Consider the following 13662-nt stretch of genomic DNA (forward strand, 5'->3'; position numbering starts at 1 on the left):
ATTGCCCTTTATGTTGCTTAGACATCTTCAGGGCAAGGCGGCCTGTGCCGTCGCAGCCGCCCTCGCCGCCTGCATGGCGGGACTGGCACCGAGCCCCGCGTCCGCGGATGTGGTCTCCCCCTTCGCGAAGCGCTACGACGAATCGATCTACGGCGACTTCAAGACCATCGGCAACACGGTCATGGGCTGCCCGACGGACGACGCCACCATGGCCGCGCGCTGCGCCGTCGCCGCGAACGGCGAGGGCAGGGACAACAACAACACCTTCGTCATGCAGCGGATCAACACCGCGGGCACGACGGACGGCTACGGCTCCAGCACCGGCCGGGTCACCATCCCGCCCGGGGCCAAGGTGGCCCACGCCCGCCTCTTCTACGGCGGCAACGACGGCACGTACAAGGGGCCGAGCGGGGCCCAGCTGAAGCGCTGCGACATCTCCGGCGCCGATGTGGACCCCTCGCCCGGCGAACCGCTGGACACGGCCCCCGCGGTCGGCGTGAACGGCACGGCCCCGACGAAGGTCTCCCCCGAGAACCTGGTCCAGGACCCCGCCTCCACCAGCGGCCCGCACTACTACACGGGCGAGGCCGACGTGACGGACCTCTTCAGCGGGGTCACCGGCACGGGCACCCCGGTCCCGGTCTCGGTCGGCGACATCTGGGCGCCGACCGGCAAGGGCTGCGTGGGCGGCTGGTCGATGACCGTCGTCTACAAGTACGACGCCCCGAACGAGACCTACGCCCCGGACCGCCGCAACGTGTACATCTACGGCGGCCACGTCCTCCAGCGCTCCACCTCCCCGGCCACCCGGGTCACCGTCGACGGCTTCTACCGGACCTCCGGCACCCCGCACGCGAGCGTCACCGCGTACGAGGGCGACTGGAACACCCCGGGCGACAAGTTCGCCGTCGGCGGCCAGAACATCCCCGAGTCGCACACCGGCAACACCAACAACTTCTTCATCTCCGAGGACGACGGCGCCCTCGACCCGAAGATGGTCAACAACCTGAGCATCGACGCGAAGGAGTTCGACGTCACGGGCAGCGGCTCCACGCGGGCCGCCGGGGACGAGCCGATCCCGGTCGGCTCGACCTCCACGACGCTGGACTTCTCCACCAAGGGCGACACCTACGTCCCCTCGGCGCTCGCCCTGTCCGTCCCGGTGCCCGACCTGGAGATCTCCAAGACGGCGAGCCCGGCGAAGGTCGAGCCCGGCGACACGGTCACGTACACGGTGAAGGCGAAGAACGTCAGCCGGCTGCCGTACCCCAACGCCAAGTTCACCGACGACCTCACCGAGAACCTCGACGACGCGACGTACAACGGCGACGCGAAGGCGAGCATCGGGGACGTCTCCTACACCGAGCCGAAGATCAACTTCACCGGTGACATCCCCGCGGGCGAGACCGCGACCGTCACGTACTCGGTGAAGGTCAACGACCCGGTGAGCGGCGACGGCAAGCTCACGAACAGCGTCACCGCCGACACCCCGCGCACCAACTGCGAGCAGGGCTCCACGGACGCGCGGTGCGGCATCGCGCCCGTCATCGAGCGGGAGGAGCCGGCGCCCTCGCCGACCAGCCCGACGCCCACCCCCACACCGACGCCGACCCCGACGAAGCGGCCGGGTGAGCAGACGCCCGAGCCGACCCCGACCCCGTCGGCGAGCAGCCAGAGCCCGCAAGCCCGGCCCACCCCGCCGAACCCGCCGAGCTCCGGCGAGATGGCCGAGACCGGAGCCGACTCGCATCTGCCGCTGTACGGCGGGCTCGCCGTCGCGCTGTGCGGGCTCGGCGCGCTGATCCTCGCCGCGGTCCGCGCCCGCAAGAACTGACCCGAGCGCGACTCTCGTATACGGCCGGGCCCCCGACGGGGCCCGGCCTTACGTTTGAACGTTTCCGGGCCGGGCTAGCGTGCCCGTATGAGTTCCACGACGCATGGTGCTGCTGAGGTTCTCGTCGCGTCCAACCGCGGCCCGGTCTCGTACGTCCTCGACGACACGGGAGGCATCGGGGCCAAGCGCGGCGGGGGCGGTCTGGTGTCGGCGCTCAGCGTCGTCGAGGACAAGCTGTGGGTGTGCTCGGCGCTGAGCGAGGGCGACCGGGAGGCGGTCCGCCGCGGGGTCACCGAGCCCGGCGTACGGATGCTGGACATCGACGCCGGGGTGCACACGGACGCGTACAACGGGATCGCGAACTCGGTGCTGTGGTTCGTGCACCACATGCTGTACCAGACGCCTCTGGAGCCGGCCTTCGGCCCCGAGTTCCGCCGCCAGTGGGCGTCCTACGAGGCGTACAACCGGGCCTTCGCCGAGGCGCTCGCCGAGGAAGCGGCGCCCGGCGCGACGGTGGTCGTGCAGGACTACCACCTGACGCTGGTGCCGGGCATGCTGCGGGAGCTGCGCGGGGACCTGCGCATCGGCCACTTCTCGCACACGCCCTGGGCGCCCGTCGACTACTTCCGGATGCTGCCCGACGACATCGCCGAGCAGGTGCTGACGGGCATGCTCGGCGCCGACCGCTGTGCGTTTCTGACCCGGCGCTGGGCGGACGCCTTCACCGACTGCTGTACGCATCTCGTCGGCGGCACGTCCGGGACCCGGATCGGGGTGCACGGGCTCGGCGCGGACGCGGACTTCCTGCGCGAGCGGGCGCACCGCGACGACGTGGAGGAGCGGCTCGCGGCGCTGCGCGGGCAGATCGGCGAGGACCGCAAGGTGATCGTGCGGGTGGACCGCACCGAGCTGTCGAAGAACATCGTGCGGGGGCTCCAGGCCTACGAGCTGCTCCTCGAGGAACGGCCCGAGTGGCGGGAGCGGGTCGTGCACGTCGCGTTCGCCTACCCGTCGCGGCAGGACCTGGCGGTGTACCGGGACTACACGGACGAGGTGTCACGGGTCGCCGATGCCATCAACTCCCGCTTCGGCACGGAGGGCTGGACACCGGTCGTGCTCCACGTGAAGGACGACTTCGCGCGCTCCCTCGCCGCGTACCGGATCGCCGACGTGGCCCTGGTGAACCCGATCCGGGACGGTATGAACCTGGTCGCCAAGGAGGTGCCGGTCGTCTCCGACGACGGGTGCGCGCTGGTGCTCTCGCGGGAGGCGGGGGCGTACGAGGAGCTGGCCGAGGACGCGCTGACCGTGAACCCCTACGACGTGAGCGGGACCGCGCGGGCCCTCGCGGAGGCGCTCGCCATGCCGACGGACGAGCGGGCGGAGCGCACGAAGCGGCTCGCGGCGGCGGCGACGGCGCTGCCGCCGGGTCCGTGGTTCCTCGACCAGCTAGAGGCGCTGCGCCAGGACTGACAGGAACGCGGCCAGTTCGGCGGGGCCCTCCACCAACAGGTCGGCCCTGTCGGCGAGTTCGGGCACGACCGTGTCCGCCGCGATCAGCAGGCCCGGCACGCCGTCGGAGCGCAGCTTCTCCACCGCCGCGAAGGCCGGGAGGTCGCCGAGGTCGTCGCCCGCGTAGAGGACGGACTCCGCGCCCACCTCCCGTACGTACTCGGCGAGCGCGACGCCCTTGTCGACGCCGGGCGGGCGCAGCTCCAGGACCAGGCGGCCGGGTTCCACGATCAGGCCGTGCCGGGCGGCGAGCTCCGACAGGGGTTCGCGCAGCGCCTCGAAGGCGGCCTGCGGGTCGCGGGCGCGGCGCGTGTGGACCGCGACGGCGCGGCCCTTCTCCTCGATGTACGTGTCGTGCCACAGGTCCAACTCGCCGAGCACGCCCGGGAGTTCGGCCCGGACGGTGGCCACGCCCGGGTGCGGGGCGGGGGCGGTGACCGTGCCGGTGACGGCGTCCCAGCGTTCGGCACCGTAGTGCCCGAGGACGACGAGGTGCTCCAGGCCGGGGACACCGGCGAAGCCGCCGTGGCGGACGGCCACGGAGGCCGGGCGGCCGGTGATGACCGCGACGGAGGCGACCTTGGGGGCCAGCGCGGCGAGGGCCGGGACGGCGGCCGGGTGGGCGCGGGCCTGGTCGGGGTCGGGGACGATGGGGGCGAGGGTGCCGTCGAAGTCGATGGCGACGACTCCCCTCCGGGGGTGGGCCAGGAGGGCGTCCAGGCCCTCGCGTCCTGCGGTCGTCCGGGGGGCGTACTCATGGCTGACCATGCCATTGACGATAGCCGGGGTTGCGCTCCCGGGGCTCCGCCCCGGACCCCGCGCCTCAATCGCCGGCGGGGCTTGAAAGATCAATCGCCGGCGGGGATTGAAAGATCAAGCCCGGCGGGGGTTGAAATATCAAGCCCCTGCGGCGATTGAGCAGCGGGGTATGGGGCAGAGCCCCAAGCCCAGCCCCGTCGAGGCTTGATCGTCACCGTTCCGCGCGCCGCGCCTCCCGGACGCGCCGCAGGCGATTCACCGTCACCGGGGCGAATTCGAGGGCCCGGGGGTCGTCCAGGAGCGCGTTCAGCAGCTGGAAGTAGCGGACCGGCGCGAGGTCGAGTTCCTCGCGGATCGCGCGCTCCTTGGCACCCGGCGAGGGCCACCCACGGCCCTCGAACGTGAGCACCGCGCGCTCGCGGTCACCGAGGGGCTCCATACCGGCCACGCTACTCCGCGGATTCCGCGGCCGCCGCGTCGTTCTGGATCGCGCCGAGGGTGCCCGCCGCGCTGCCCTGCGGCGTGACGGTGGAGCCTATCTGCTTCTTGATCGCGGCGCTGACCTCGGGCCAGGACGTCTTGTTGGCCGGGTAGTACGTGGCGCCCGCGAGCTCGTCGATGAACGGCCGCAGCGCCTTGTCCTTGGCCGAGGACGTCATCGCGTTCGACGCGGAGACCGTGACCGGCGCGACGGTGTACTTGCGGGAGAAGTCGAGGACGTTCTTCTTGTTGTAGGCGTAGTCGAGGAACGCCCCGGTCTCCTTGGGGTGACCGCCCTGCTTGAACGCCATCATCCAGTCGGTGACGCCCATGGTGGACCTGGGCGTGCCGTCCGGGCCGGGGATCGCCACGTCGCCGTAGTCGACGCCCTTCGCCTTCGCCATGTTCATCAGCGTGGGGTGGCCGGACAACATGCCGACCTGGCCCTTGGCGAAGGCCTGGAAGGCGGGCGTGCGGTTGAGCTCGCCGGGGGCGGTCGGGCCGGTGAGGCCCTTGGTGACCAGGCTGTTCTTGAGCCAGGACAGCGCCTCGATGTTCTTCTTGTCGTCGAGGGCGTAGGAGCCGACGTTGTCGGTGTAGCCGCCGCCGTTGCTGAGCATCCAGATCAGCGTCTCGGCCTGCGCCTCTTCCGTGCCGAGCGGCAGCGCGAAGGGGTAACGCACGCCCTGCGCCTTGAGCGCCTTGGCGTCGGAGACGAGGTCGGCCCAGGTCTTCGGCGGCGTGATGCCGGCCTCGGTGAAGAGCTTCTTGTTGTAGAAGAGGCGGCGCGTCGAGGCGGCGAACGGCATGCCGTACTGCGCGCCCTTGATCTCGCCCGCCTGGCTCATCTGGCCGACGAAGTCGGCCTGCACCGGCACGGAGAGCAGCTTGTCGACGGGGTAGAGCTTGTCCGCCGCGGCGTAGTCGGCGTACGCGCCGATCTGCGCCATGTCGGGCGCGTGGCCCGCGGCGACCATGTCCTTGACCTTCTTGTCGACGACGTCCCAGCTGTGCACCTCGACGTCGACCTTGATGTTCGGGTGGTCCTTCTCGAACCCGGCGGCGACCTCGTCCCAGTACTTCTGGGAGCTGTTGGCCCTGGAGTCGCCGTAGTCGGCCGCGACCAGCCGCAGCGTGACGGCGTCGTCGGAGTCGCCGCTCCCGCAGGCGGTGAGCAGCGACGACGCGGCCACCACCCCCAGCGCGGCCGCCACGGTCAGAGTCGTCCTCCCCTTGCGCACTGCCCGCACTCCACCCTTGCCCTTCACGCCACAGGCCTGTCCCATGGTCACCTGGAAGGTCTACACCACATGGGCGCCGGACCGGAAACGAGGGGGGACTGGACTAGACCTCTCAAGGGTGGAGGCGCGAGACTGTCCCCGTGAAACATGTCATCGCCCTGGACGTGGGCGGCACCGGGATGAAGGCCGCCCTGGTCGGGGCCGACGGCAACCTGCTGCACCAGGCGCGCCGGGCCACCCAGCGCGAGCGCGGCGCCGACGCGGTCGTGGAGTCGATCCTCGGCTTCGCCGCCGAACTGCGCGCGTACGGCGAGAAGCACCTCGGCGAGCCCGCCCGCGCCGCGGGTGTCGCGGTGCCCGGCGTCGTGGACGAGAAGGGCGGCATGGCCCTCTTCGCCGCCAATCTCGGCTGGCGCGACGTCCCCATGCGGTCCCTGCTCAGCGAGCGGCTCGGCGGCATCCCCGTGGCGCTCGGCCACGACGTGCGCACCGGCGGGCTCGGCGAGGGGCGGCTCGGCGCAGGCAAGGACGCCGACCGGTTCCTCTTCATGCCGCTCGGCACCGGGATCGCGGGCGCCATCGGCATCGACGGGCGCATCGAGCCCGGCGCGCACGGCTCCGCGGGCGAGATCGGCCACGTCGTCGTACGCCCCGGCGGCGTGTCCTGCGGCTGCGGCCAGCGCGGCTGCCTGGAGCGGTACGCCTCCGCCTCCGCGGTCACCCTGGCCTGGCAGGAGGCGAGCGGCGAGGAGAAGGCGACCGCCGCGGACTGCGCGAAGGCCGTCGACGCGGGAGACCCGAAGGCGGCCCGGGTCTGGCAGGACGCGGTGGACGCGCTCGCCGACGGGCTCGTGCTCGCCCTCACTCTGCTGGACCCCCGCACGCTCATCATCGGTGGCGGGCTCGCCGAGGCCGGGGAAACCTTGTTCACACCCCTGCGCGCGGCCGTCGCGGAGCGCGTCACCTTCCAGGCGCTCCCCACGATCGTCCCGGCCGTCCTCGGGGACAGCGCCGGGTGCCTGGGCGCGGGACTGCTGGCCTGGGACCTGCTCGCCGGCGAAAACGACGACACCGACGACACCGACGACAACACGGAGGTAACCGCCTGATGGCCACAGCAAAGGTGCTCACCGGCGCCAAGGTGGTGCTGCCCACCGGGACCGTCACCGACGGCCGTGTCATCGTCGACGGCACGAGGATCGCCGGATCCTCCCCGAACGGCGCCGAGACCGTCGACCTGAGCGGCCACTGGGTGGTGCCCGGCTTCGTCGACATGCACAACCACGGCGGTGGCGGCGCGTCCTTCACCTCCGGCGCGATCGACGAGGTCCTCAAGGGGGTGCGCACGCACCAGCAGCACGGCACCACCACGATCGTGCCGTCCCTCGTCACCAGCGACATGGACTTCCTCGTGCAGCGCGCGGGGCTGCTCTCCGAGCTGGCCGAGCACGGCGAGATCGCGGGCATCCACTTCGAGGGCCCGTTCATCTCCCCGTGCCGCAAGGGCGCCCACGACGAGACGCTGCTGCGCGACCCCGACCCGGCCGAGGTCCGCAAGCTGATCGACGCCGCCCGCGGCCAGGCGAGGATGGTCACCCTCGCCACCGAACTGCCCGGCGGCATCGACTCCGTACGCCTCCTCGCCGAGCACGGCGTGATCGCCGCGATCGGCCACACCGACGCCACGTACGAGCAGACGGTGGCGGCCATCGACGCGGGCGCCACCGTCGCCACGCACCTGTTCAACGCGATGCCGCCGCTCGGCCACCGCGACCCGGGGCCGATCGCGGCGCTCCTGGAGGACGACCGGATCACCGTCGAGCTGATCAACGACGGCACGCATCTGCACCCGGCCGCCCTGGAGCTGGCGTTCCATCACAAGGGCGCGGAGAAGGTCGCGTTCATCACCGACGCGATGGACGCGGCCGGATTCGGCGACGGGCGCTACATGCTCGGACCGCTGGAGGTCGAGGTGAAGGACAGCGTGGCGCGGCTCGTGGAGGGCGGCTCCATCGCGGGCTCGACGCTGACCCTCGACCGGGCGTTCAAGCGGGCCGTGACGATCGACAAGCTCCCCGTCGAGGACGTCGTCAGCGCCATCTCCGCCAACCCGGCCAGGCTCCTCGGCCTCTACGACAAGGTGGGCTCGCTGGAGCCCGGCAAGGACGCCGACCTCGTGGTCCTGGACGCGGAGTTCGAGGTCAAGGGCGTACTGCGCAAGGGCGAGTGGCTGATCCGGCCATAACTCCCGGCCGGTACCGGGCGGTTGGTCCGCGGCCTGGGCCAACCGCCTTGACTTTGGCATGATCAGGCCCCGTTACTGGAAGTACGTAAGGGGGGTGGGGTCCTGTGATCCTCACGGTCACGCTGAACACCGCACTCGACATCACGTACCGGGTGCGGTCCCTGCGCCCGCACGCGACGCACCGCGTCACCGAGGTCACCGAGCGGCCCGGCGGCAAGGGGCTCAACGTGGCGCGGGTGCTGGCCGCGCTCGGTCACGAGGTGACCGTGACGGGATTCGTGGGCGGCGCGACGGGCCGCACGCTCCAGGACCAGCTGCTGGAGACCCCGGGCGTCGCGGACGCCCTGGTGCCCGTCTCCGGCGCGACCCGCCGCACGATCGCCGTCGCCGACGCGTCGAGCGGCGACACGACGCAGCTCAACGAGCCGGGTCCGACGATCACGCCCGCCGAGTGGGCCGCGTTCCAGGAGGCGTACGCGGATCTGCTGCGCTCGGCCTCCGCGGTGGCGCTGTGCGGCAGCCTGCCGCCTGGCGTCCCGGTCGGCGCCTACGCGACGCTCGTACGGGCCGCGCGGGCCGCCTCGGTGCCCGTCCTCCTCGACACCAGCGGCGAACCGCTGCGGCGCGGCGTCGCGGCCCGCCCCGACCTCGTGAAGCCGAACGCGGACGAACTGGCCGAACTCACAGGACAGCACGAGCCGTTGCAGGCCATGAAGGACACGCGTCGGCGCGGTGCGCACGCGGTCGTGGCCTCGCTCGGGGCGGACGGGCTGTGCGCCCTCACCCCGGACGGCGAGTGGCGGGCCCCGGCGCCCGGGCGCCTGCGCGGCAACCCCACGGGGGCGGGCGACTCGGCGGTGGCCGGCCTGCTCTCCGGCCAGGCGGACCATCTGCCGTGGCCCCAGCGGCTCGCCCGCGCGGTGGCGCTGTCCGCGGCGACGGTGGTGTCCCCGGTGGCCGGCGAGTTCGACACGTCGACGTACGAGGACCTGGTGGGCCGGGTGGCGGTCGCCGAACAGGTCGGCGCAGCTTGACCAATCAAGCCCCTGCGGCGATTGAGCAGCGGGGTATGGGGCAGAGCCCCAAGCCCGGCCACGGCCCCCCGGCGAGCGCCCCGGGGCTCTGCCCCGGACCCCGCGCCTCAATCGCCGGCGGGGCTTGATTTACCCGCCGCACGGGGTTTGCCCGCCGGCAGGGCAGCAGGACTCAGCCCTGCGTCAGCCACATGCGGTCGAAGTTGGCGTCGCACTTGTTGCCCTGCTCACAGGAGACCGTGATCGCGTTGGTCCCCTTGGTGAGCTGGACGATGGCCCACGTGTTCGTCCAGCCCTTCTCCCAGTCGCCTTCCTTGGCGCCGGCGAAGTTCGTCATGTTCAGCGGCCGGGACTGCTTCTTGCCGTTGACGTCGATCGTGGCGTCGGAGTCCTTGCCGGGCACCCCGTAGTCGACGTGCAGCTTGTACGCGCCGTCCTTCGGGATGTCGTTGACGGTCCAGGTCAGGCTCGCGCCGACCTTGTTGAACCCGGCGACGTACACCCCGCCGTCGGCCTTCGCGCCCGGCACGTCGGAGGCGGTGGACGTGCCGCCCGCCAGCTTCAGGGTCTTCGCGTCGGTCTTCGGCAGGTCGACCGGCTTCGCGGACGGCGACTTCGAGGCCGTCTCGCTCGGCTGCACCGACTGCGAGCCGCCGGACGGCTTGCCGCCGGCCTCGCCCTTGTCGTCGCCCGAGTCGTTGCTCAGCATGGCGACGCCGATGCCGATGACGACGGCCGCGACCACGGCGACCGCACCGATCAGCAGCGCCTTCGTGTTCGGACCACGGCCGCGGCCGCCCCCGCGCATGGGCGCCGTCGGCGGACCCGGCTGGCTGGGCACGCCGCCGCCGGGCATCGTCTCGGGCGCCTGGTAGTGCGCGTTCGGCTGCTGGTACGCCTGGGTCGGCTGGGTCTGCCCGTACTGGCGCTCGCCGACCGTACGGATCTGATTGGCCCGGTAGGAGGACCGCGGGCTCGGGTAGCCGTAGCCACCGCCCGCGCCCTCGGGCGGGGTCGCCCCGGCCGCCTGCCCGTCGGCGTACAGATAGCCGAACGGATCGTCGTCCTCGGGCGTGGTGCTCCCGCTGTTGTTGCCGGGCGCCATCCCAGATCACTCCCTACACGTTGCTTACCTCGGCGAGGGTACCCGCTGCGAGTGACCCCACGGCGTGGCCTTGACCTCACCGGGACCGCGGAACCGCGCCCAATGTAGGGGCTATCCGGCCCGCCTGTGCTGCTTACTACGGGATCTTTTCTCTACGTACATGCGCTGGTCAGCGGATTGCAGCACTTCCTCCGCCGTCATGCCGCAGTGGGCCCAGCCGATGCCGAAACTGGCCCCTACCCGGACCGCGCGGCCGTCCACCCGAATCGGCGGAATGATGGCGTTCCGCAACCTGACGGCGAGATCCTGGGCGTCCTCGCGGCCGAGCCCGTCGGCGAGCACGACGAATTCGTCACCACCGAGCCGGGCGACCGTGTCCCCGTCCCGTACGACGCTGGTCAGGCGGCGGGCGACCTCGATGAGGACGGCGTCGCCCGCGTTGTGCCCGAACCTGTCGTTGATCGACTTGAAGCCGTCGAGGTCGCAGAAGAGGACGGCGAGGCCCTTCGTGCCGTTGTCGGCGCCGGAGGACTCGTCGTGCTCGGGCGCGGCGACGTGCACATGGTGGTCGAAGCCGTCGAAGCCCTCGTAGAGGTTCGACTGGTGCGGGACGGGGGCGCCGAAGTCGAAGCCGATCCCGTTCGCGTCCGTGCCGCGGTGGTCGCCGTAGGCCGCGTCGAGGGAGTCGATGGCGCTGGGGCCCGGCCCCTGGGGGCGGCGGCACAGGCGGGCGGCCAGGCGGGAGCGCAGCTCCGCCGAGTTCGGCAGGCCGGTGAGCGAGTCGTGCGAGGCGCGGTGGGCGAGGTGCAGCTCGCGGCGCTTGCGCTCCTCGATGTCCTCGACGTGGGTGAGCAGGAAGCGCGGCCCGTCGGCGGCGTCGGCGACCACCGAGTTGCGCAGGGACACCCAGACGTACGTGCCGTCGCGGCGGGCGAGGCGCAGCTCGGCGCGGCCGCCCTCGGCGGAGGTGCGCAGCAGCGTGCCGATGTCCTCGGGGTGCACGAGGTCGGAGAACGAGTAGCGGCGCATGGCCGAGGCCGGGCGGCCGAGCAGGCGGCACAGCGCGTCGTTGGTGCGCAGGATCCGGCCGTGCTGGTCGCCGCCCATTTCGGCGATGGCCATCCCGGAGGGCGCGTACTCGAAGGCCTGCCGGAAGCTTTCCTCACTGGCCCGCAGCGCCTGCTGCTCGCGCTCCAGGCGGACCAGGGCGCGCTGCATGTTGGACCGCAGGCGGGCGTTGCTGATCGCGATGGCGGCCTGGAAGGCGTACATCTGGAGGGCCTCGCGGCCCCAGGCGCCGGGGATGCGGCCGTTGCGCGGGCGGTCGACGGAGATCACGCCGAGCAGTTCGCCGCCGGAGGTCCCGGTCGCATACATCGGCGCGAAGAGCCGGTCGGCGGGGTGCCACTCGTCCTCGAAGCGGGGCGGCGGGCCCGCGGTGAACCACTGCGGCACGTCGTCCTCGTCGAGCACCCAGCCCTCGGTGTGCGGGATGAAGCGCAGCTCGCCCCACTGCTTGCCCATGGCGAGGCGGCGGTCCCACGCGTCGCGGGAGCCCACGCGCCCGGTGATCAGGGCCTCGGCCGCGGAATTGCCCGAGAAGGCGGCGACGACCAGATCACCGTCGGGACGTACGAGGTTCACGCACGCCAGCTCGTACCCGAGCCCGCTCACGACCCCGTCCGCGACGGTCTGGAGGGTGTCGGCCAGACTGCGGGCGGTGTTCATGTCCGCCATCACCTGGTGCAGCTGACGCAGGGTCGCAAGACGGACGTACGGCTCCGACTCGGTCTCCATGCTCAGTTCTCCCCGAGACCTCGACAGCACTCCAGAATTCGGATCGGTTCGCTTCGCACGTGCAGCAGCACGTTCATTAGCAGTGTCGACGCCACTGAATCACAGCGAGCTGTGCACCCGGTACACAGGGTCAACAAATTATGGCACCTGTGACTCAAGTCACAGCAGGAGATGAAGGATTGGGTCGTACTGCTGGGTGGGTTCTGTGCGTTTCCTGAACACGAACCGCACCGATGGTCCTAGGACCGGCCTCGGTCATCGGCCCGATGCGGGGCGCGTGGGCGCGAGGCTAGCGTTGAAGGCGTGTTGAAGACGTCCCCCGCCACTGTCCCCTCCCCCACGGCCCCCACCGCCCCCGCCGGGCATGCTGAGGGGGTGAGCAACGACGAGTTCCGTGCCGCCCTGTCCCGCCTGGCCGCAGGCGTCGTCCTGCTGACCTCGCACGAGCCTCAGCTCGACCCCGACGGTCCGGCCGGCGAGGACGCGGGCATGACGGCGACGGCCTTCATGTCCGTCTCCCTCGACCCGCCGCTCGTGATGGTGTCGCTGCGCAACAGCTCCCGCATGGACGACCTCCTGGACGACCAGCCGCTGTGGGCGGTCTCGGTCCTCTCGGAGTCCCAGAGCCACATCGCGGGCCGCTTCGCCATGAAGGGGCGCCTCAGCGACCGGCTCCTGTTCCAGGACATCCCCTACGTACGCGGGGAGCACACGGGGGCGCCGCTGGTGGGCGGGGCGTTGGCGACGCTGGAGTGCCGGACGGAGAACACGGTGGTGGCGGGTGACCACACGTTGGTCATCGGCCGGGTGCTGTCGGCGTCGCTGCCCAGCGCGGAGGGCGGCCCCCTGTTGTACTTCCGCGGCAAGTACCGCAACTTGGGCAAATAGCTCCGCTGCGGCATTCATGCCCGGGGGCGGGTGACCATTTCAAGCCCCTGCGATGCGGCCAATCAAGCCCCGGGGGCGGGTGAGCAATTCAAGCCCCTGCGGCGATTGAGCAGCGGGGTCCGGGGCAGAGCCCCGGGAGCGCAACGCCGGGCAGCCGTGGCTGGGCTTGGGGCTCTGCCCCATACCCCGCTCCTCAATCGCCGGGGGGGGCTTGAAATGCCCACCCGGGCCGAAATCACCAATCCCGCCCCGACCGCCCCCGCTTCGTTTCGGAGCGGGCCTTCTTGGCGCGGAGGCGGCGTTCGTTGACGCCGCGGGAGACGCGCGTGGGGCGCCGCGTCTTCGGCGGCGGCGCGGTGGCCTCCGCAAGGAGTGCCGCGAGGCGGACCGCGGCCGTCTCCCGGTTGCGCCACTGCGAGCGATGTTCCGAGGCCCGTACGGAGATCACGCCGTCCACCAGGCGGGAGGCGAGCCGCTCCAGGGCCCGCTCCTTCCACACCGGCGGCAGCGATTCCGTCGACGCGAGGTCGAAGCGCACCTCCGCCGCCGAGTCGGACGTGTTCACGTGCTGGCCGCCCGGCCCGGAGGACCGCGAGAAACGCCAAAGGAGCTCGGCCTCCGGGAGGACGACCGAACCGCGGATGGGATAGGGACCGGACATGCGTCCATGGTCGCGCGTCCGTACGGTCCGCGTCACCCGCATTTACCGGGCCCACGGGCGCCCCGTGGCCTCCGGGTAAAGAAAGTAAAGAGACCTGGAACCTTCC

General features: G+C 71.7%; 12 protein-coding genes. 6 read left to right on the forward strand and 6 right to left on the reverse strand.

Annotated features, from left to right (window positions below; all coding sequences use genetic code 11):
• Positions 1-10 precede the first annotated feature (10 nt).
• The gene (locus tag ACNYS0_RS18780; RefSeq protein ID WP_422475110.1) at positions 11-1834 is read left to right on the forward strand and encodes a DUF7927 domain-containing protein; all 1824 of its coding nucleotides are present in this window, start codon (positions 11-13) and stop codon (positions 1832-1834) included.
• Positions 1835-1921: 87 nt separating this feature from the next.
• Complete coding sequence (locus ACNYS0_RS18785; RefSeq protein ID WP_422475112.1) at positions 1922-3307, forward strand: alpha,alpha-trehalose-phosphate synthase (UDP-forming); 1386 nt, start codon at positions 1922-1924, stop codon at positions 3305-3307.
• On the opposite strand, the gene otsB is transcribed toward ACNYS0_RS18785, so the two are convergent.
• From otsB to ACNYS0_RS18800, 3 genes are all read right to left on the reverse strand, one after another.
• Positions 3284-4114, reverse strand: coding sequence for a trehalose-phosphatase (otsB, locus tag ACNYS0_RS18790; protein WP_422475114.1), 831 nt, complete (start codon positions 4112-4114; stop codon positions 3284-3286). The two genes, ACNYS0_RS18785 and otsB, sit on opposite strands and share 24 nt — an antisense overlap.
• 202 nt (positions 4115-4316) lie before the next feature.
• On the reverse strand, positions 4317-4544 hold the full coding sequence (locus tag ACNYS0_RS18795; protein WP_385770174.1) for a DUF3263 domain-containing protein: 228 nt from the start codon (positions 4542-4544) through the stop codon (positions 4317-4319).
• A gap of 10 nt (positions 4545-4554) precedes the next feature.
• Positions 4555-5826 carry an ABC transporter substrate-binding protein gene (locus ACNYS0_RS18800; RefSeq protein ID WP_422475116.1) on the reverse strand — a complete coding sequence of 424 codons (1272 nt, stop codon included), beginning with the start codon at positions 5824-5826 and terminating at the stop codon, positions 4555-4557.
• 140 nt (positions 5827-5966) lie between these two features.
• Between ACNYS0_RS18800 and ACNYS0_RS18805 the strand changes: the two genes are divergently transcribed.
• The 3 genes from ACNYS0_RS18805 (at position 5967) to ACNYS0_RS18815 (ending at position 9105) form a co-directional block, all read left to right on the forward strand.
• A complete protein-coding gene (locus ACNYS0_RS18805) occupies positions 5967-6935 on the forward strand; it encodes an ROK family protein (protein WP_422475118.1) in 969 nt (322 codons plus the stop codon).
• Positions 6935-8071: an N-acetylglucosamine-6-phosphate deacetylase gene (nagA, locus tag ACNYS0_RS18810; RefSeq protein ID WP_422475120.1), complete on the forward strand. Its 1137-nt coding sequence runs from the start codon at positions 6935-6937 to the stop codon at positions 8069-8071. The genes ACNYS0_RS18805 and nagA overlap by 1 nt, the downstream gene beginning before the upstream one ends.
• Positions 8072-8175: 104 nt before the next feature.
• Positions 8176-9105: a 1-phosphofructokinase family hexose kinase gene (locus ACNYS0_RS18815; RefSeq protein ID WP_422475122.1), complete on the forward strand. Its 930-nt coding sequence runs from the start codon at positions 8176-8178 to the stop codon at positions 9103-9105.
• A gap of 172 nt (positions 9106-9277) precedes the next feature.
• Here ACNYS0_RS18815 and ACNYS0_RS18820 read toward each other — a convergent pair whose 3' ends face one another.
• Complete coding sequence (locus ACNYS0_RS18820) at positions 9278-10210, reverse strand: carbohydrate-binding protein (protein ID WP_422475123.1); 933 nt, start codon at positions 10208-10210, stop codon at positions 9278-9280.
• Positions 10211-10321: 111 nt separating this feature from the next.
• Positions 10322-12007, reverse strand: coding sequence for a diguanylate cyclase CdgB (gene cdgB, locus ACNYS0_RS18825; protein ID WP_422475125.1), 1686 nt, complete (start codon positions 12005-12007; stop codon positions 10322-10324).
• 303 nt (positions 12008-12310) lie between these two features.
• Between cdgB and ACNYS0_RS18830 the strand changes: the two genes are divergently transcribed.
• Positions 12311-12895 carry a flavin reductase family protein gene (locus tag ACNYS0_RS18830; RefSeq protein ID WP_422408646.1) on the forward strand — a complete coding sequence of 195 codons (585 nt, stop codon included), beginning with the start codon at positions 12311-12313 and terminating at the stop codon, positions 12893-12895.
• 235 nt (positions 12896-13130) lie between these two features.
• On the opposite strand, the gene arfB is transcribed toward ACNYS0_RS18830, so the two are convergent.
• Positions 13131-13556 carry an alternative ribosome rescue aminoacyl-tRNA hydrolase ArfB gene (gene arfB / locus ACNYS0_RS18835; RefSeq protein ID WP_422475127.1) on the reverse strand — a complete coding sequence of 142 codons (426 nt, stop codon included), beginning with the start codon at positions 13554-13556 and terminating at the stop codon, positions 13131-13133.
• Positions 13557-13662 lie beyond the last annotated feature (106 nt).

This window comes from Streptomyces anthophorae, from assembly GCF_049310305.1.
In the GTDB taxonomy this organism is placed as follows: domain Bacteria; phylum Actinomycetota; class Actinomycetes; order Streptomycetales; family Streptomycetaceae; genus Streptomyces.